This is a genomic window from Actinomycetospora chibensis, from assembly GCF_028737215.1.
Lineage (GTDB): Bacteria > Actinomycetota > Actinomycetes > Mycobacteriales > Pseudonocardiaceae > Actinomycetospora > Actinomycetospora chibensis.
In genome coordinates, this window is record NZ_JAQZAM010000017.1 from 43,896 (window position 1) to 61,630 (window position 17,735).

Consider the following 17,735-nt stretch of genomic DNA (forward strand, 5'->3'; position numbering starts at 1 on the left):
GTCAGCTCGTCGCGACGAAGCAGTACCGGTTGATGGTGAACAGATAGTCGGTGCCGCGCGAGCGCAGGTCGTCGGCCCACCGAGCGACGTCCTGCTCGGTGAGGCCCTGACGGCCGGTGACGAAGTCGCCGATGACCTCGATCGTCCCCGCGCTGTAGGTGTTCTCGTCGTAGACGGGGTTGAACAGCGGGATCAGCACGCGCTCGACGACGCGGAAGCCCGCCCGCTCCAGCAGCCCGGGCAGGACGCGGGGCAGGCGTGGGTCGACCAGGTGCTCCTCCCAGGCCTCCAGGACCCGCCGGTGCAGCTCACGGTCCGCGGCGTGCCACACCATCGACTCCCAGTCGGTGTCGAGGACGACGAAGCGACCGCCCGGACGCAGGACCCGCCGGACCTCGACGAGGGCGCCGAGCACGTCGGCCACGTACTCGTAGACCTGCGTCGACACGACGGCGTCGAAGGCGCCGTCGGGGTAGGGGAGCGCGCCGGCGTCCCCGTCGTCGATCCGGACCTGGGAACGGTCCGCGCAGTACGCCGAGGCCATGGCGTTCATCGCCGGGCTGGGGTCCAGCCCGCGCACCACCCCGTCGGTGCCGACGGCGTCGGCGATCGCTGCGACCAGGAAGCCCGGACCCGAACCGACGTCGAGGACGGCCTCACCGGCGGCGGGGCGGAGCCGGCGGAGCACCTCGGCCCGCTGCGCGACCACGTCGGGGGTGGAGTAGACGCGCTGCAGCCGCCGGGCCCCCTCGTCATCGAACCCCAACATGGCCATCGGGCGCTCCGTCCCTCGTCGTACGAGTGACGATAGGGTCCACCGCCCCTCACGAGGAGATTCCGTGCCGACCACTCCGACCGCCCGCCGCGTCGCGCTCGACGGCATCACGCTCAACGTCGTCGAGGGCGGTGAGGGGCCGGCGGTGCTGCTCCTGCACGGCTGGCCCGACCGCGCCACGCTCTGGCAGCACCAGATCGACACGCTGGCCGCCCGGGGCTTCCGGGTGATCGCCCCCGACCTGCGGGGGTTCGGGGACTCCGACCGCCCCGCGGAGGTCGAGCGCTACGGGCTGCGGACCGTGCTCGGCGACCTCCTCGGGCTGCTGGACGCCCTGGAGGTCGGCGAGGTCCGCGTGGCCGGGCACGACTGGGGCGCCCTGGCCGCCTGGGCGCTCGCCGCGTTCGCCCCCGAGCGGGTCACGCGCCTCGCCGCGTTCTCGGTGGGCCACCCGCAGGCGTTCGCGTCCGCGGGCTTCGTCCAGAAGCAGCTCTCCTGGTACATGCTCTGGTTCCAGTTCCCCGGTGTCGCCGAGGCGCAGCTGCCCGCCGACGACTGGCGGTGGTTCCGGGAGTGGGCCCACGACGGCGTGTCCCGTGGCGCCGACGCGCTGGTGGACGCACAGATCGCGGACCTGGACCGGCCGGGCGCGCTCGTCGCGGGCCTCAACTGGTACCGCGCCAACATGCCGCCGGAGATCTTCGCGGCCACCGACGGGCCGCTGGCGATGCCGGCGATCGGGTGCCCGGTGCTCGGGGTGTGGAGCGACCGGGACCCCGCGCTGACCGAGCGGCAGATGACCGACTCGCAGCGCTTCGTCACCGGTCCCTGGCGCTACGAGCGCCTGCCCCGCGTCGGGCACTGGATCCCCGCCCACGCCCCGGAGCGCACGACGGCGCTCCTCCTCGAGCACTTCGCCTGAGCGGTGAAGCTCCTCGTCGCCAACCGGGCCGAGATCGCGGTCCGGATACTCGGCACCGCCGCGGCGCTCGGCGTCCCCACCGTCGCGGTGCACCCGGACGACGACGGGGACTGCGCGCACGTCGCCCGGGCCGACGAGGCCGTCAGGCTCCCCGGAGTCGGCGCCGCGGCCTACCTCGACCTCGACGAGATCGTCGGGGCCGCCGTGCGCTCCGGCTGCGACACCCTGCACCCGGGCTACGGCTTCCTCGCCGAGAACCCGGCGCTGTCCCGGGCGTGCGCGGACCGGAGGATCGCCTTCGTCGGCCCCGACCCGGAGACGCTGGCGCTGTTCGGGGACAAGACCCGCACCCGCGACCGCGCCCGCGAGCTCGGGATCCCCGTGCTCACCGGCACCGAGGGGCCCACCGACCTCGCGACGGCCCGGGCGTTCCTGGACGGGCTGGGTCCCGGCGGCGCGGTGATGGTCAAGGCGCTCGCCGGGGGAGGCGGGCGGGGGATGCGGCCGGTCACCGACCCCGCCGCGCTCGAGGCGACGATGCGGCTCTGCGCGTCCGAGGCCCGCGCGGCGTTCGGCGACGACGCCGTCTACGTCGAGCAGCTGCTCCCGCACGCGCGCCACATCGAGGTCCAGGTGCTCGGCGACGGCCGGAGCACGGTGGTGCTCGGCGACCGGGACTGCTCGGCGCAGCGGAGCCGCCAGAAGCTCGTCGAGATCGCGCCGGCGCCGGCGCTGGCCGACGACCTCCGGGCCGCCCTGCACGGCGCGGCGACGCGTCTCGTCCCGGCGCACGCAGGGCTGGCGACGGTCGAGTTCCTGGTGGCGGACGGGCAGTCGGCCCTCCTCGAGGTGAACCCGCGCATCCAGGTCGAGCACACCGTCACCGAGGAGACGACCGGCTTCGACCTGGTCGAAGCCGGCCTGCGGGTGGCGCACGGCGAGACCCTCGCGGACCTCGGCCTCACCGCCACCCCCGCCTCGCGGGGCACCGCGCTGCAGGTGCGGGTCAACACCGAGACCGTTGCGGCCGACGGCACGGTGACGAGCGGGGCCGGCACGCTCGTCCGGTTCCAGCCCCCGAGCGGGCGCGGGGTCCGCGTCGACACCCACGGCTACGCCGGGTTCGCCGTCGGGCCCCGCTACGACTCGCTGCTCGCGAAGGTCATCGTCACCGCAGGCTCGGTCGCGCAGGCTGCCGTGCGGGCGCGGCGCGCGCTGGCCGAGCTCGACGTCGACGGCGTCCCGGTGAACGTCGCCCTGCTCCGGGCGCTGCTCGACCGGCCGGAGCTCGGCGACGGCACCCTCGACACCGCCTTCGTCGACGCCCACATCGCGGAGCTCGTGCCGGAGGTCGCGGCGCCGGAACAGGCGCCGACGACGGCTCCGCTCGGCACCGGGGCGGCGCTGAGCACCACCCACGGCGTCGTCGTCGCGATCGAGGTCGCCGAGGGCGACGTCGTCCCGGCCGGCGCCGACCTCGTGGTGCTCGAGGCGATGAAGATGCAGCACGTCGTCCACGCCGGGGCCCCGGGCCGGGTCGATACGGTGGCGGTCAAGCTCGGCGACACCGTCGCCGCCGGAGTGCCCGTCGCGTTCCTCGCTCCGATCGACGACGTCGACGCCCCGGCGCAGGACGCCACCGCGACGGACCCCGACCACGTCCGCGCCGATCTGGCCGAGTCCCTCGGCCGCCACGAGACCGGCCTCGACGCGGGACGCCCCGAGGCGACCCGTCGTCGGCACGAAGCGGGCCGGCGGACCGCGCGCGAGAACGTCGACGACCTGCTCGACCCCGACAGCTTCGTCGAGTACGGCGCGCTCACGATCGCCGCTCAGCGCGCGCGCCGCAGCGTCTCCGACCTCGTCGCCCGCACCCCCGCCGACGGGCTGATCACCGGCACCGGGACCGTCGGGGGCCTCCCGGTGGCCGTCATGTCGTACGACTACACGGTGCTGGCGGGCACGCAGGGCGTCCACAACCACGCCAAGACCGATCGCCTGTTCACCCTGGCCGCGCGCGAGCGCCTGCCCGTGGTGATCTTCGCGGAGGGCGGCGGCGGGCGTCCCGGCGACACCGACACCTCCGCGGTGGCCCAGCTCGACGTCCCGACGTTCCGGCTGCTCGCCGAGCTCCGGGGCGTCGTCCCCACCGTCGCCGTGGTCTCCGGCTACTGCTTCGCCGGCAACGCCGCGCTGGCCGGGAGCTGCGAGGTGATCATCGCGACCGAGGGCAGCGGCCTCGGGATGGGCGGGCCGGCGATGATCGAGGGCGGCGGTCTCGGGACCGTCGCGCCCGGCGACGTCGGCCCCATGGACGTGCAGTGGGCCAACGGCGTCGTCGACGTCCTCGTGCCCGACGATCCGGCCGCGGTGGCGGCGGCGCGGCGCTACCTGTCGTACCTCGCGCCCGCCGGCGGTCGCACGACGCCGGGGGAGCACGCCGACCCGCGCGCGCTGCGCCACCTCGTCCCGGAGAACCGGCTGCGCGCCTACGCGATCCGTCCCGTCCTCGCCGCGCTGTTCGACACCGGCAGCGTGCTGGAGCTGCGCGGGGGCTTCGGCGCCGGGATCGTCACCGCGCTCGCCCGTCTCGACGGCCGCGCGGTCGGCGTCCTGGCCAACAACCCCGAGCACCTCGGCGGCGCCATCGACGGCGACGCGGCGGACAAGGCCACCGCGTTCCTCGACCTGTGCCGGGCGCACCAGCTGCCGGTGGTCTCCCTGTGCGACACCCCCGGGTTCATGGTCGGCCCGGACGCCGAGCGCACCGCGACCGTGCGGCGGTTCTCGGCGATGTTCGTGGCCGGGGCCCGGTTGACGGCGCCGCTGTGCGCGGTCGTGCTGCGCAAGGCCTACGGGCTCGGCGCCATGGCGATGGCCGGCGGCGACCTCAAGGCGCCCGCGCTGACCGTGGCCTGGCCGACCGGCGAGTTCGGCGGCATGGGGCTGGAGGGCGCGGTCCGGCTGGGGTACCGCAAGGAGCTCGACGCGATCGACGACCCCGACGCCCGCCGCGAGCGCTACGACGAGTTGGTGGCGACGTACTACGAGCGCGGCAAGGCGCTCAGCGTCGCGACGGTCTTCGAGATCGACGACGTCGTCGACCCCGCCGAGACGCGCGTCCTCCTGGCCCGCGCGCTGGGCCGTACCGATCTCCCGTGAGCGGTGTCGGCCGCCGGGCGCTCGGTCGGCCGGTCAGCGCCGCCGTCGCAGGGCCGTCCACCACGGCCGTCGGGCGGCGGCGGCCTCGGCCTCCCGGCGTCGCGCCTCCCACCGCTCGGCCCAGCCCGGCATGTGCGCGGCGAGCACGGCCTCCACCTCGGCGGTCTCGCCGTGGCGCAGCACGTCGGCGTCCGGGCCGAGGAGGGCGGCGAGGCCGCGCGGCGGGATCTCGGAGCGGAGCACCGGCACCCCGTAGCGGCGGGCGAGCGCGGCGCGCTGCTCGCCGGGGATGGCCGGGCCCGTGAGGACGAAGCGCGGGTAGGCGTGCGAGGCGCGCCATCCGCGGGCGCCCTCGAGGACCTGGCCCCAGAGCGCCACCACGCCGAGCACCTCGTGGTCCGAGGGACCCCACTCGAGTGTCGTCGGGTCGGTCACCGCGTAGAGCCCGCACGCGCACCGGTCGCCCGGGGGCGCGTGCCGTTGCGATCCGCACGTCGCAATCATGGGCTGGCGCGCGGGCCAGGTGATCCCGGCGAGCGGGGCGACGAGCTCGGTGCGGCGTTGGGCCCGCCGACCGACGCGCCACGTGCGCCAGCCCAGGATCGGGGCCGGGAGGTCCGGGACGCCAGGGGCGCTCGCGACCGGTCCGCGCCGGACGGGATCGAGCGGCGGGAGGGTCACGACGCCCGCACGTCAGGTGCGGGACGCCGCAACGCACTCGGGATCGTCGTGCTCGACGGCTCGTTCGATCGTGACGGGCTCGCGCTCCGGGGGGTCCTCGCCGGGCACGGGTGAGCTGATCGGCTCTGCGGTGAGGCGCCGACGGACGGGGCCGATGTCCATGACGGCAACGCTGCCACGCCGGGGGTCGCCGGACCAGAGGTCCGGACGGGCGGTTGTGCGCGACGACGTCACCTCGACTCGTGCGGCGCCATGGGTGAGGATCCGGCGACCGTCAGACGCTCTCCGAGCCTGCCGATGAGGATGCGTTCCTCGAGCTCGGGGTGGCTGCCGCGCAGGCCCCGCGCGCGGGCGAGCGGACCGAGCGTGCGGGAGAGCAGCCGTTGGGCCCACATCGGCGGTGAGGCAGGGCGGATCGTGTCGGCCCACTCCTCGGCGAGCAGGGCGAGCTGGAGCAGGCCGGGGCGTCCGCTCGGCGTGGTGTGCCCGGTGGCGGCGAGGCCCCAGTTGGTCATGATCGCTTCCTCGAACCGGCCGGCGGGCCGCACCTCGACGAGCACCCGCGCCGGCTCGTCCCCCTCGGTCCACCAGGCGTGGACCTCTCCCGCAGGGATGGTGACGCGGTCACCGGGCAGGGCGGTGCTGATGCGGGAGCCGTGGCGGACCCCGAGCCGGCCCTCCAGCACCTCGAAGCTCTCGCTCTGGCCGGGGTGGATGTGCGGGAAGGCCACGGCCGCGCCCGGCGGTGCCCAGAGCTCGGCGCGGACGCGTTCGCCGCCGGTGTCGGCGGCGCTCTCCAGCACCGCGGCGCGCTCCCGGCTCACGGGGTTGACGTAGACGTTGCCGGTGCGGTTCACCTCGGCGGCCATGGGGACTCCCGGTGTCGTCGTCACGTCGACCGTAGGGGTGTTCCACACGCCTGTATCGCCTGCATACGGCCGCTTCTCGTAATCCGATCCGGGTGGCCGGGCGCGGCTCGTGATCGGCGTACTCCCGACGGTGAGCCTGCTGGGTGGCGGCCGAGAGTCGAGGCCGGGGCAGAGGGCAACGGCTGGTCGGGATGCTTCGGTTTCCGAAGCATCGCGGGGCGGCTCAGCAGAAGGCGACGGATCGTCCGCCGGGTCGGGGTTGTCGGTCGGGGTCGATCCACGAGGGCGGGGTGAACCACGGCAGCCCGTCGATCATGTCGATCCGCCAGTGCCCGTGGTGGATGACCTGGTGGTGATGTCGACACAACAACGTGAGGTTGTCCAGGCTCGTCGGGCCGCCGTCACCCCAGTGTTCGATGTGGTGGGCGTGGCACCGTCTCGGTCGGCGGGTGCAGCCGGGGAAGGCGCAGCCGCCGTCGCGGTGGTTCAGCGCCCGGCGGATCGCGTCGGGGATCAACCGGGAGCGCCGCCCGATGTCGAGCGGCTCGGACCTGCTGCCCAGCACCATCGGAACGATGTCGGCGTCGCAGGCCCACCGCCGCACGGTGGCCGGGTCCGACATGGCCCCGGAGTCCAGCGTGCCGTGCCCGACCGCCAGTTGCAGCCAGCGGTGGTCCATCGTGATCGTCAACAACGCCCGCCCCGGCCCGCGAGTGGGCTCCGGAGTCGGCGCTGCCGGTCCCGCGGGCTCGGGTCGGCGGGGCTCGGGGATCAGCGCGTCCTCGGGATCAGGCTCGGCGTCCGACTCGGCGCCTGACTCGGCGTCCGACTCGGCGTCCGACTGGGCGCCTGACTCGTCGTCCGACTCGGCGGCCTCGGCCTGGGCCTGGCGGGTGTCGGTGACCAGACCGTTCGGCCCGAGGGCGTCGGCGAACACCTCTTTGAGCGCGCACGCCTGCCGGTTGCCCAACGGCCGGTGGTCGTCCGAGCCGGTCGGGGTCGCCAACACCCCGATCCCCTCGCGGATCGACTCGGCATCGACCCTGTCGTGAATCTTGATGCGCATCTCCAGCGACCCGTCGCGACACGAGGTCATCTTCAGGTCGTCGAACAGGTCGGCGTCCTCGTCCGGCGCGGCTCCGTCCGGATCCAGATGCGCCAGCAACCGCTCCGCGAACTGCTGGAGCCTCCTGGGCGGAACCAGGGTCGCCTGCCCGGCCAGATACGCCTCGGCCCGCGGCCACTCCCCGGGCTCGAGCTGTTCGACCTTGTCGAGCCTGGCCATGGTGCGACGAATGACGGCCACGTGCTCCGGGGAGATCTCACCTGACGCCAACACCGTCGCGGTGCACGACAGGCGCGGCGCCAGCGGCTGGCCCTGCAGCGACCGGCGCGGGGCGAGGTCGTGGGCTTCGGCCACCAACCGGCTCGCCTTCGCCGGATCGACCCGCCAGTTCTCCTGGACCAGCCGCTCGGTGCTGCGATCTCCGGTCTGCGCCGCGACCCCTAGACGATCGAGCTCGGCGATGCGCTCCAGGCGCCGGTAGTAGGCCTGGTGGGTGGCGAGCTCCTCGGCGCGCGCGGCCGCGAGCGCTTCGCGCTCGACCAGCCCCACACCGCCTTCGCTCATGTGTTCGATTCTAGAGCCGACCCCCGACAGTCATGGGCCGGTTCACGGAGAACGCCGGGGCGGAGCCGTGGTTACTCCGGCCGGCTCGCCGTGTCTGCGGCCTCTTCGGCGATCTGCTCGAGAACGCGTTGCGAGGTAGTGACCGCCACGGGCTGGGCCTCCACGGTGACGACCAGGCGTCCACGCTGCCAGCGTCGGCGGCACACGATCCCGAATCAGCCTCTGCTCGCAGGGTCGAGCGGACGCCGCTCGTCACGAGTCGTCGCTGGGTGTTGCCGGACCTCTGCTTCCCGCGGGCCACGCGTGCCGGAGGAGACAGGCTCGGGGGTCCCCGGCGCCGGGCTGCTCGCCACGATGCCGGCGTACAGCCCGCGTCTCGGGGTGCTGGCGAGCAAGCTGCTGACGGTCTACCCCGCCAACGAGGCGCAGGGCTTCCCCGTCCACCAGGCCGCGATCGCCGTGTTCGACCCGGCGACCGGCGAGATGCTCGCCCTCGTCAACGGCGACCTCCTCACCGCGGCGCGGACCGCGGCATGCTCCGCGCGCTCGATCCGGCACCTCGCCCGGCCCGGGTCGCGCGTGCTCGCCGTCCTCGGGAACGGCCCCCAGGCGCGCGAGCACGCCCGGTACGCATGCCGGGTCCACGACTTCGCCGACGTCCGCGTCGGCGCCCGCGACCCCGCCAAGGCGGCCGCCCTCGCCGCGGACCTCGAGGGCGAGGGACTGCCAGCGCGTGGGACCACCATCGACGACGCGATCGCCGACGCCGACGTCGTGTGCGCGGCGACCAGCACCGTCGAGCCCCTCCTGCGACGGGGGCACGTCCGGCCCGGCACGCACATCGCGTCGGTCGGCTACATCCCGGACGGTCGCGAGGTCGACGCGGCGATCCTGCGCGAGGCCCTGGTCGTCGTCGAGCACCGCGAGACGTGCCTGCAGCCCTTCCCGGCCGGCTCGAACGACCTCGCCGAGCTGGTGGCCGCGGGGGAACTCGATCCCGACGGCGTGGTGGAGATCGGCGAGCTCGTCCACGGCCGCCGCGCGGGCCGCGAGGACGAGGACCGGGTCACGGTGTTCAAGTCGGTCGGCGTCGCGGTGCAGGACGCCGCCGCGGCGTCGGTGGTGCTCGCTGCCGCCCGACGCGAGGGCCGCGGGGTCGAGGTCTCGCTGTAGCTCAGCCCGGCTCCGTCGCCACGGGGTGCCGGGGCTCGTAGAGCCCGAGCGTCCCGCCACCGGGGAGCCGGACGCCGGTGAGCAGGCCCCAGCCCTGGTCGGTGACGGGGTCGACGACGATGCCCCGCCGGCGCAGGTCCGCGGTCGTCGCCTCGACGTCGTCGCACATCAGGTAGAGCTCGTGCGACGGGGCCTCGTCGGTGGGGTGGACGGCGACCTCGGCCGGCGGCAGGGCGGCGATGGTCCAGCCGCCGCCGGCGTCGACCGTGCGGGTGCCGAGCAGGTCGCGCAGGAAGGCGCGGTCGGCGTCCGCGTCGGCGCTGTACAGGATCACGTGCGCACCGGTGATCATCGTCGGCTCCTCGTCGGACGGTGGGAGCCTCAGTCTGGACCGATCAGCGCCCGGCGAGCTCCAGGAGCGGGTTGTGGGCGCTGGCGGCCGGCTCGCCGGGCGCGGTGTCGGGGACGAAGAGCTGCCAGTCGCCGCTGACCATCGTGGGGTGGTCGACGATCCGCACGCCGTCGGCGTAGTACGTCGCGCCCAGGACCATCCGGGAGCGGGTGGAGCGGTTGGCGCCCGCAGTGTGGAAGCACAGCGTCGAGTGGAAGCTGACGTCCCCGAGCGCGAACGGCTCGTCGCACACCTCGACCCCGGCGGCGCGGAACGTCTCGGCCACTCGGCGGTCGTACGACGTGCCGTACTTGTCGAAGGCGAGGTCGTCGACCTGCCGCCACGCGTCCATCCCGCGCGCGAAGGCCAGGGGCCCCATCGCGGCCGGCACCGCCTGCAGCGGCATCCACATGGAGATCACGTCGTGGGAGGCCAGCGGGAAGTGGTGCGCGTCGTGGTGCCAGGGCGTCCGGCCCGCGCCGGGCTCCTTGCAGAGCGCGCTGTCGTGGTAGAGCCGTAGGGCGTCGACGTCGAGCAGGGCGGCGGAGATGCCGCCGACCCGCGGGGACAGCACCGCGGCGCGCACCAGCGGGTCCTCGCGCCACATCATCTCGCGGCTGCGCAGCCCGGAACCGGACCCGCCGCGGTCCAGCAGCGCGATCAGCCGGCGCCGCAGGACCTCGGCGGCCCCCGGCGACACGACGCCGGGCAGGCGCACGAAGCCGTCGGCCGCGAAGGCCGCGACCGCTGTCGACGGCACGACGTAGGGCTCGGCGAGCTCCGCGACGATCTCCGTGTCGCCCGGCAGCGGACCGGAATCGGGGGCGTCGACCGCGACGAGCGGCTCCGAGGCCCCCTCCACGTTGTCCGCCAGGGACATGTACCAGTCCCACCACTGCTCGTTGTCCCCGTCCCAGGCCGCGGTGACGTCCGACGCCTCGCCGCGCGCGGTGGCGACCCCCAGGTGCGGGTTCACGTCCTCGCCGTCCACGTGATCACGTGGACCTCCTGCTGGAAGCGGTAGGTCCCGTCGTCACGGCAGGAGGCGAGGTATCCGGCGAGCGGCTCCTGGGCCTCCATCGTCGCGAGGTCGACGGAGTCGTCGAAGACGCAGCGCTGGAGGAAGCCCTCGAGGACGGCGCGGTCGTCGGTCCCGACCGTGTACCGCAGCGTCGACGACGACGGGTCGACGCCGGCCGCGCGCAGGGCGTCCGTCACCTGCTCGGCGCTGGTGAAGGGCGTGGCCTCCGGCGCGAAGGAGGCGCGGAACGCCTCGGCGAACCGCAGGTAGTGCGACCCGGTCGTGGCGTGGACGATCGCGCCGAACCCGCCCGGCCGGAGTGTGTCGGTCATCCGCGCGACGCCGGCGCCGATCTCGTCGGGCGGGATCGCGTAGAGGGCGTGGGTGGCCCAGGCGACGTCGAAGCCGCCGACCGTGCGGTCGAGGTCCTGCAGGCGCACCGCGTGCTCGGCGCGGAGCACGAACGGCGGCCCGAGCACCGACCGGGCCTCGGCGATCGAGAAGACCGACGGGTCGAGGAGATCGATCTCCACGTGCATCCCGTCGACCCCGGACGCGAGGCCGCGGCGCATCAGCTCGGCGGGGAACTTCCCGCTGCCGCAGGCCACGTCGAGGACGCGCACCCGGCCGTCGACGGCGCTCCCGCGCAGGTCGGAGGCCCAGTCACGCGCCGCCACCATTCGCCGGTAGTCCTCGACGGCCAGCGCGTAGAACGCCTCCATCCCGGCTCGGCCGGCCTCGTCCCAGTGCGCGAGGCTGCGTGCCTCGGTGTCCGCAGCACGACTCGACACGTGCTTCACCCGCTCTCCGGCGTCGTGCTCGAACAGGACGCCACCGGGGGCAGGGGTGGCCGGACGGAGGCTGGAGGGCGGCCCACGAACGTGGGATCACCGTGGCACGCGGGCGCGGGAGCGGCAGTGCGAACGCCCGTCAGCGACGTCCGGCCGACGCGCCGCCGAGGTGCCGGGTGATCTCGCCGGCGGTGCGCCCGACGACGCCGGCGAGCGGGGCGAAGGTGTCGCCGCACGCCGGCTCGCACTGGTGCGGGAACGTCACGCTGATCGCGGCGACCGCCTGTCCGCCGGCGTCGCGGATCGGGTGGGCGACCGAGGCGTAGCCGCGGCTGACCTCCCCGTCCTCGGTCGACCAGCCGCGTCGCGCGTCGGCGGCCAGCACCGCGGTGAGCGCCCGCTGGGACGTCGGGCCGCGCTCCGTGCGCCGGGTGAGCGGGCCCCCGCCGGCGAGGACGGCGCGGCGCTGGGCGGGGGCGAGGCCCGCGAGGACCGCCCGACCCGACGCCGTCAGGTGTGCCGGGAGTCGGACGCCGACCGCGGTGACGAGGGTCTGCGGATGCGGCGGGCGCTCGCGCAGCAGGTAGAGCAGCTCGCGCCCGTCGAGGACCCCGAGGTGGACGTCGTGACCCACCCGACGCGCGAGGCGCCGCAGCGACGGCCCGGCCACCTCGTCCACCGGGTGGTGGCGCAGGTAGCCCGTGCCGATCTCGAAGGCGCCGATCCCGACGGCCCAGCGACCCCGGTCGGGGAGGTGGGCGACGACGCCGGCAGCCTCGAGCTCGGTGAGCAGGTGATAGGTGCTCGAGCGAGGCAGGTCGAGGCGGGCCGCGAGCGTCGTCGCGGTCAGCGGCTCGTCGGACGCCGCGAGCAGGCGCAGGATCGAGAGCCCGCGTCGCAACCCCGGGACACCGGCCACCCGCCCAGTCTCGTATCCCAGACACCGGACCGCCAGAGCACCTGTCCGCGACGGCAGGAGCGCGCTGCACTGGGACCCATGCCAGCAGCGCGGGGACGGACGATGACGGCACGCACGTGGGGCGCCGAGGGCGCGCTGCGGATGCTCGACAACAACCTCGACCCCGAGGTGGCCGAGCGGCCCGAGGACCTGGTGGTCTACGGCGGCACGGGCAAAGCCGCCCGGGACCACGCGAGCCTCGCCGCGATCCGGCGCTGCCTCGTCGACCTCGCGCCGGACGAGACGCTGCTGGTGCAGTCGGGGCGTCCTGTCGGCGTCTTCACCACCCACGACTGGGCGCCGCGGGTGCTGCTCGCCAACGCGAACCTCGTCGGCGACTGGGCCACCTGGCCGGAGTTCCGCCGGCTCGAGCACCTCGGCCTGACCATGTACGGCCAGATGACCGCAGGCTCGTGGATCTACATCGGCAGCCAGGGGATCCTGCAGGGCACCTACGAGACGTTCGCCGCCGTCGCCCGCGCCCGGGGCGGCTCGCTCGCGGGCACGCTGACGCTCACCGCCGGGCTCGGCGGCATGGGCGGCGCGCAGCCGCTCGCGGTGACGATGAACGGCGGGACGGCGCTGGTGGTCGAGGCCGAGCCCGCCCGCGCGCGCCGGCGGGTGGAGACCGGCTACCTCGACGAGGTCGCCGACGACCTCGACGCCGCGCTCGCCCGGGTCGAGGCCGCGCGGAGTGCCCACGAAGCCGTCTCGGTGGGCGTCATCGGCAACGCCGCCGAGCTGCTGCCCGCCATCCGGGGCCGGGGCGCGCCCGTCGACGTCGTCACCGACCAGACCTCGGCGCACGACCCGCTGTCCTACCTCCCGGTCGGCGTCGACGTCGCCGACTGGGCCGAGTACGCCCGCGCGAAGCCCGAGGAGTTCACCGACCGGGCGCGGGAGTCGATGGGCGCGCATGTCGAGGCCATGCTCGGATTCCTCGACGACGGCGCCGAGGTCTTCGACTACGGCAACTCGATCCGCGCCGAGGCCCGCCTCGCCGGCGTCGAGCGCGCCTTCGAGATCCCCGGCTTCGTCCCCGCCTACATCCGGCCGCAGTTCTGCGAGGGCCGCGGGCCTTTCCGGTGGGCGGCGCTCTCCGGTGACCCCGCCGACATTGCCGCCACCGACCGCGCGGTGCTCGACCTCTTCGGCGACGACGAGCCGCTCGCACGCTGGATGCGGCTGGCGGGGGAGAAGGTGCGCCATCAGGGCCTGCCCGCGCGCATCTGCTGGCTCGGCTACGGCGAGCGCCACCGCGCGGGGGAGCGGTTCAACGAGATGGTCGCGTCCGGCGAGCTCTCGGCCCCGGTGGTGATCGGGCGCGACCACCTCGACGCCGGCAGCGTCGCCTCGCCGCACCGCGAGACCGAGGCGATGATCGACGGCTCGGACGCGATCGCCGACTGGCCCCTGCTCAACGCCCTGCTCAACACCGCGTCCGGGGCCAGCTGGGTGTCGCTGCACCACGGCGGCGGGGTCGGGATCGGGCGCTCGATCCACGCCGGGCAGGTCTGCGTCGCCGACGGCAGCGAGCTCGCCGGGCGCAAGATCGCGCGTGTGCTCACCAACGACCCCGGCACCGGCGTGATCCGCCACGCCGACGCCGGCTACCCCCGCGCCCTCGAGGTCGCCGACGAGCGCGGGGTGCGGATCCCCCTCCGAGAGTCACTGCGGGAGCAGGGATGACACTGCTGACCGACCTCGACGACGTCGGCCGCGACCCCCGCCGGGGCGGCTGGTCGCGCCACCTCGGCGACGACGCCGAATCGACCCTGCGGGAGTGGTTCACCGAGCAGGCCGGGCGGCGCGGCCTGCAGGTGGAGACCGACGCGAACCTCAACCTGTGGGCCTGGTGGGGCGACCCCGAGGGCCCTGACGCCGTGGCCACCGGCAGCCACCTCGACTCCGTGCCGGGCGGCGGCGCCTACGACGGCCCGCTCGGGGTGGCCTCGGCCCTCGCGGCCGTCGACGCGCTCCGGTCCCGCGGCGTGGTTCCGGGACGCCCGCTCGCGGTGGTCGTCTTCGCCGAGGAGGAGGGCGGGCGCTTCGGGGTGCCGTGCCTGGGCTCGCGGCTGCTCACCGGCTCCCTGGACCCCGACCGGGCGCGCGGGCTGCGCGACCCCGACGGCGTGACGCTCGCCGAGGCGCTGACGAGCCGCGGCCTGCGACCCGAACACCTCGGGCCCGAGCCCCGACGGATCGCCCGCCTCGGCCGATTCGTGGAGCTGCACGTCGAGCAGGGCCGGAACCTCGCGCCCCGCGGCGAGCCGTTGGCCGTCGGGTCGACCATCGTGGCGCACGGACGCTGGCGGCTGTCGTTCACCGGCCGTGCCGACCACGCCGGCACCACCCGCCGCGCCGACCGTCGCGACCCGATGGTCCCGGCGGCGGCGACGGTGCTCGCCGCCCGCGCCACGATGGAGGCCCACGGCGACGACGCACGGGCCACCGTCGGGCGGCTGCATCCGGTGCCCGGCGGGACCAACGTCGTCGCCTCCCGCGTGGACCTGTGGCTCGACGCCCGCGGCCCGCTCCCGCAGGCGCTGGTCGACGACGTCACCGCCGCCGCGCGGAGCGCCGCCGACGCCGAGGGGTGCACCGTCGAGGTGCGCGCCGAGTCGGTGTCCGACGAGGTCACCCTCGACCCCGGGCTCGCCGACACGCTGGCGACGATCACGGGTGCCGGCCGCCTGGCCACCGCCGCGGGCCACGACGCCGGCGTCCTCGCCGCGCACGTGCCGGCCGGGATGCTGCACGTCCGCAACCCCTCCGGCGTCAGCCACGCCCCCGATGAGCACGCCGAGGACGCCGACGTCGCGGCCGGTGTCCGTGCCCTCGCCGACGTCCTGGAGGAGCTGTGTCGCTGATCTGGTGCGAGCAGGCGTGGCTGTCCGGCGGCCCCGCGCCCGCGGTCGCGCTGGAGATCGTCGACGGCCGGATCGCCGCGATCACGCCCGGCTCGGCCCCGGCCGGTACGGTGCTGCCCGGTCTCACCGTCCCGGGCCTGGTCAACCGGCACTCGCACGCCTTCCACCGCGCCCTGCGCGGCCACCCCGCGCGGGGGCCGGGCTCGTTCTGGAGCTGGCGCGAGGGCATGTACCGCGCCGCCGCCGCCCTCGACCCGGACGGCTATCGGGCGCTGGCGACCGCGGTCTACGCGGAGATGGCGCTCGCGGGCCACACCGCCGTCACCGAGTTCCACTACCTGCACCACGCCCCCGGCGGGCGTTCCTACGCCGACCCGATCGCGATGGACCGCGCGCTCGTCGACGCGGCCGCAGCGGCCGGGCTGCGGCTCACCCTGCTCGACACGTGCTACCTCGCTGCGGGGTTCGGTCGCGCACCCGAGGGCGTCCAGCGCCGCTTCGCCGACGCCGACGTCGACGCCTGGGCGGCGCGGGCGTCGCTGGTCGCCGCCCTGGAGGACGGTGTGGGCGTGCGCGTCGGCGCCGCGATCCACTCGGTGCGCGCGGTCCCGCGCGAGGCCCTGCCGACGGTCGCGGCGTGGGCCCGCGGCCGGCCGTTGCACGTCCACCTCTCCGAGCAGCCCGACGAGAACGCCGCCTGCCTCGCCGTCCACGCCCGTACCCCGACCGCGCTCCTCGACGAGGCCGGCGCGCTCGGGCCCGCCACCACGGCGGTGCACGCCACCCACCTCACCGACGACGACGTCGCCCGCCTCGCCCGCACCGGCGCCCGGGCGTGCTTCTGCCCGACGACCGAGCGCGACCTGGGCGACGGGATCGGGCCGGCCGGCACGCTCGCGAAGGAAGGCGTGCGGCTGTGCCTGGGCAGCGACAGCCACGCCGTCGTCGACCCCTTCGAGGAGATGCGCGCGCTCGAAATGCACGAGCGGCTTCGACACGGCGTGCGGGAACGGTTCACGCCCGGCGAGCTCCTGCGCGCCGGCACCGACGGCGCGGGCGTCGCCGTCGGTGAGCCCGCCGACCTCGTCACCGTCGACACCGCCTCGGTGCGCACCGCGGGCGCCCGGCCGGACGGGGTCCTGCTCGTCGCGTCGGCGTCCGACGTCCGCGAGGTCCGGGTCGGCGGAGAGGTGATCGTCCGCGACGGGGTCCACCAGCGCGTCGAGCGGCCCGCGGCGCGCCTGGCCGCCGAGATCGGCGCCGTGCACGCCCGCGCGCAGGAGGCGGCATGACGACCCAGCTGATCACCGGGATCGGCGAGCTCACCACCCACGACCCGGACGGACCGACGGGCCCGGGGCCGTTCGCCCTGGTGATCGACGGCGACCGCGTGTCCTGGACGGGGCTCGCAGCACACGCCCCCGCCTGCGACACCTCGGTCGACGTCGATGGCCGCGCGGTGCTGCCCGGCTGGGTCGACAGCCACACCCACCTGGTCTTCGCGGGCGACCGGCGCGAGGAGTTCGCGCAGCGGGCCGCCGGCCGGCCCTACACGGCGGCGGGGATCCGGACGACCGTGACGGCCACCCGCGCCGCGTCCGACGCCGACCTCGCCGCCCGGCTGCGCCGCCACGTCGCGGAGGCCGTCGGCCAGGGCACCACGTGCCTGGAGACCAAGACCGGCTACGGGCTCTCGGTCGCCGACGAGGCCCGCGCGGCGAGGATCGCGGCGGAGGAGGTCGAGGAGGTCACCTTCCTCGGCGCCCACCTGACGCCCGCCGACACCACGGCCGACGAGTACCTCGAGCTCGTCTGCGGCCCGATGCTCGACGCCGTCGCCGACGACGTGCGCTGGATCGACGTCTTCTGCGAGCAGGGCGCCTTCGACGCCGACGCCGCGGCTCGGGTGCTCGCCGCCGGCGACGCACGGGGGCTCGGGGGACGGGTGCACGGCAACCAGCTCGGCCCCGGGCCCGGAGTGCGGGTGGCGGTCGAGGCCGGTGCCGCCTCGGTCGACCACGCCACCCACCTGACCGACGCCGACGTCGACGCGCTCGCGGGCTCGTCGACGGTGGCGACGCTGCTGCCCGCCTGCGACCTGGTCACCGGCCAGCCCGCACCGCCGGCGCGGCGCCTCGCCGACGCCGGTGCGACGGTCGCGCTGGCGAGCAACGCGAACCCCGGGAGCTGCTACACCACGTCCATGGCGCTCTGCGTGTCCCTGGCGGTGCTGCGCTCCGGCCTGTCCGTCGACGAGGCCGTGCGCGCCGCGACCCTCGGCGGCGCCCGGGCGCTGCGCCGCGACGACGTGGGGCACCTGCGCGTCGGTGCCCGCGCCGACCTGCACGTCCTCGACGCCCCGACCGTCGTCGACCTCGCCCAGCGCCCCGGCGTCCCGCTGACCGCCGCGGTGTGGCGTACCGGGCGCCGCGTGCGTCCCGCACCCCGTCTCGAGGAGGCCCGAGCGTGAGCACCCACATCCCGGTCCGCCC

Annotated in this window: 16 protein-coding genes; 7 read left to right on the forward strand and 9 right to left on the reverse strand. The window is 75.5% G+C overall.

Annotation, left to right across the window (positions count from 1 at the left end):
- Nucleotide 1: 1 nt before the first annotated feature.
- Entirely contained in the window at nt 2-775 is a 774-nt protein-coding gene (locus tag PH189_RS23515) for a methyltransferase domain-containing protein (protein ID WP_274191262.1), read from the reverse strand.
- A gap of 64 nt (nt 776-839) precedes the next feature.
- Between PH189_RS23515 and PH189_RS23520 the strand changes: the two genes are divergently transcribed.
- Together PH189_RS23520 and PH189_RS23525 are read left to right on the forward strand one after the other, a co-directional pair.
- Nucleotides 840-1,697 (forward strand): alpha/beta fold hydrolase, encoded by an 858-nt coding sequence (locus PH189_RS23520; protein WP_274191263.1) that lies wholly within the window; start codon nt 840-842, stop codon nt 1,695-1,697.
- A gap of 3 nt (nt 1,698-1,700) precedes the next feature.
- Nucleotides 1,701-4,859 (forward strand): acetyl-CoA carboxylase family protein, encoded by a 3,159-nt coding sequence (locus tag PH189_RS23525; protein ID WP_274191264.1) that lies wholly within the window; start codon nt 1,701-1,703, stop codon nt 4,857-4,859.
- A 33-nt stretch (nt 4,860-4,892) separates the two neighbouring features.
- On the opposite strand, the gene PH189_RS23530 is transcribed toward PH189_RS23525, so the two are convergent.
- The 4 genes from PH189_RS23530 to PH189_RS23545 all read right to left on the reverse strand — a co-directional run bounded on the left by PH189_RS23530 (nt 4,893) and on the right by PH189_RS23545 (nt 8,039).
- Nucleotides 4,893-5,540, reverse strand: a complete 648-nt coding sequence (locus tag PH189_RS23530) for a hypothetical protein (RefSeq protein ID WP_274191265.1) — start codon at nt 5,538-5,540, stop codon at nt 4,893-4,895.
- Between the two features lie 12 nt (nt 5,541-5,552).
- Nucleotides 5,553-5,702 (reverse strand): hypothetical protein, encoded by a 150-nt coding sequence (locus PH189_RS23535; protein WP_274191266.1) that lies wholly within the window; start codon nt 5,700-5,702, stop codon nt 5,553-5,555.
- Between the two features lie 68 nt (nt 5,703-5,770).
- A complete protein-coding gene (locus PH189_RS23540; RefSeq protein ID WP_274191267.1) occupies nt 5,771-6,409 on the reverse strand; it encodes a cupin domain-containing protein in 639 nt (212 codons plus the stop codon).
- Nucleotides 6,410-6,632: 223 nt separating this feature from the next.
- On the reverse strand, nt 6,633-8,039 hold the full coding sequence (locus PH189_RS23545) for an HNH endonuclease signature motif containing protein (protein ID WP_274191268.1): 1,407 nt from the start codon (nt 8,037-8,039) through the stop codon (nt 6,633-6,635).
- Nucleotides 8,040-8,342: 303 nt separating this feature from the next.
- Here PH189_RS23545 and PH189_RS23550 point away from each other — a divergent pair, with 303 nt between their 5' ends.
- Nucleotides 8,343-9,212: an ornithine cyclodeaminase family protein gene (locus PH189_RS23550; RefSeq protein ID WP_274191269.1), complete on the forward strand. Its 870-nt coding sequence runs from the start codon at nt 8,343-8,345 to the stop codon at nt 9,210-9,212.
- Nucleotide 9,213: 1 nt separating this feature from the next.
- Here the strand turns inward: PH189_RS23550 and PH189_RS23555 are convergent, their stop codons facing one another.
- The 4 genes from PH189_RS23555 to PH189_RS23570 form a co-directional block, all read right to left on the reverse strand.
- Nucleotides 9,214-9,564, reverse strand: a complete 351-nt coding sequence (locus tag PH189_RS23555; protein ID WP_274191270.1) for a VOC family protein — start codon at nt 9,562-9,564, stop codon at nt 9,214-9,216.
- A gap of 43 nt (nt 9,565-9,607) precedes the next feature.
- On the reverse strand, nt 9,608-10,594 hold the full coding sequence (locus tag PH189_RS23560) for a phytanoyl-CoA dioxygenase family protein (RefSeq protein ID WP_274191271.1): 987 nt from the start codon (nt 10,592-10,594) through the stop codon (nt 9,608-9,610).
- A complete protein-coding gene (locus PH189_RS23565) occupies nt 10,576-11,415 on the reverse strand; it encodes a class I SAM-dependent methyltransferase (protein ID WP_274191272.1) in 840 nt (279 codons plus the stop codon). Before PH189_RS23565 ends, PH189_RS23560 begins: the two co-directional genes overlap by 19 nt.
- Before the next feature lie 139 nt (nt 11,416-11,554).
- Entirely contained in the window at nt 11,555-12,334 is a 780-nt protein-coding gene (locus tag PH189_RS23570; RefSeq protein WP_274191273.1) for an IclR family transcriptional regulator, read from the reverse strand.
- Nucleotides 12,335-12,412: 78 nt separating this feature from the next.
- On the opposite strand from PH189_RS23570, the gene hutU reads away from it, so the two are divergent.
- From hutU to hutI, 4 genes are read left to right on the forward strand one after another with little or no spacing between them, the layout of a single operon-like run.
- Nucleotides 12,413-14,062 (forward strand): urocanate hydratase, encoded by a 1,650-nt coding sequence (gene hutU, locus PH189_RS23575; RefSeq protein ID WP_274191274.1) that lies wholly within the window; start codon nt 12,413-12,415, stop codon nt 14,060-14,062.
- Nucleotides 14,059-15,243 carry an allantoate amidohydrolase gene (locus tag PH189_RS23580; RefSeq protein WP_274191275.1) on the forward strand — a complete coding sequence of 395 codons (1,185 nt, stop codon included), beginning with the start codon at nt 14,059-14,061 and terminating at the stop codon, nt 15,241-15,243. Before hutU ends, PH189_RS23580 begins: the two co-directional genes overlap by 4 nt.
- Nucleotides 15,234-16,535: a formimidoylglutamate deiminase gene (locus PH189_RS23585; RefSeq protein ID WP_274191276.1), complete on the forward strand. Its 1,302-nt coding sequence runs from the start codon at nt 15,234-15,236 to the stop codon at nt 16,533-16,535. Before PH189_RS23580 ends, PH189_RS23585 begins: the two co-directional genes overlap by 10 nt.
- Nucleotides 16,532-17,713, forward strand: coding sequence for an imidazolonepropionase (gene hutI, locus PH189_RS23590; RefSeq protein WP_274191277.1), 1,182 nt, complete (start codon nt 16,532-16,534; stop codon nt 17,711-17,713). The genes PH189_RS23585 and hutI overlap by 4 nt, the downstream gene beginning before the upstream one ends.
- Nucleotides 17,714-17,735: the final 22 nt, after the last annotated feature.

What these genes read in the sequence shown, in the direction of transcription:
- PH189_RS23545 (WP_274191268.1), bottom strand. Translation starts at nt 8,039, where the DNA reads ATGAGCGAAGGCGGTGTGGGGCTGGTCGAGCGCGAAGCGCTCGCGGCC.
- PH189_RS23535 (WP_274191266.1), bottom strand. Translation starts at nt 5,702, where the DNA reads ATGGACATCGGCCCCGTCCGTCGGCGCCTCACCGCAGAGCCGATCAGC.
- PH189_RS23580 (WP_274191275.1), top strand. Translation starts at nt 14,059, where the DNA reads ATGACACTGCTGACCGACCTCGACGACGTCGGCCGCGACCCCCGCCGG.
- PH189_RS23555 (WP_274191270.1), bottom strand. Translation starts at nt 9,564, where the DNA reads ATGATCACCGGTGCGCACGTGATCCTGTACAGCGCCGACGCGGACGCC.
- hutU (WP_274191274.1), top strand. Translation starts at nt 12,413, where the DNA reads ATGCCAGCAGCGCGGGGACGGACGATGACGGCACGCACGTGGGGCGCC.
- hutI (WP_274191277.1), top strand. Translation starts at nt 16,532, where the DNA reads ATGACGACCCAGCTGATCACCGGGATCGGCGAGCTCACCACCCACGAC.
- PH189_RS23515 (WP_274191262.1), bottom strand. Translation starts at nt 775, where the DNA reads ATGGCCATGTTGGGGTTCGATGACGAGGGGGCCCGGCGGCTGCAGCGC.
- PH189_RS23540 (WP_274191267.1), bottom strand. Translation starts at nt 6,409, where the DNA reads ATGGCCGCCGAGGTGAACCGCACCGGCAACGTCTACGTCAACCCCGTG.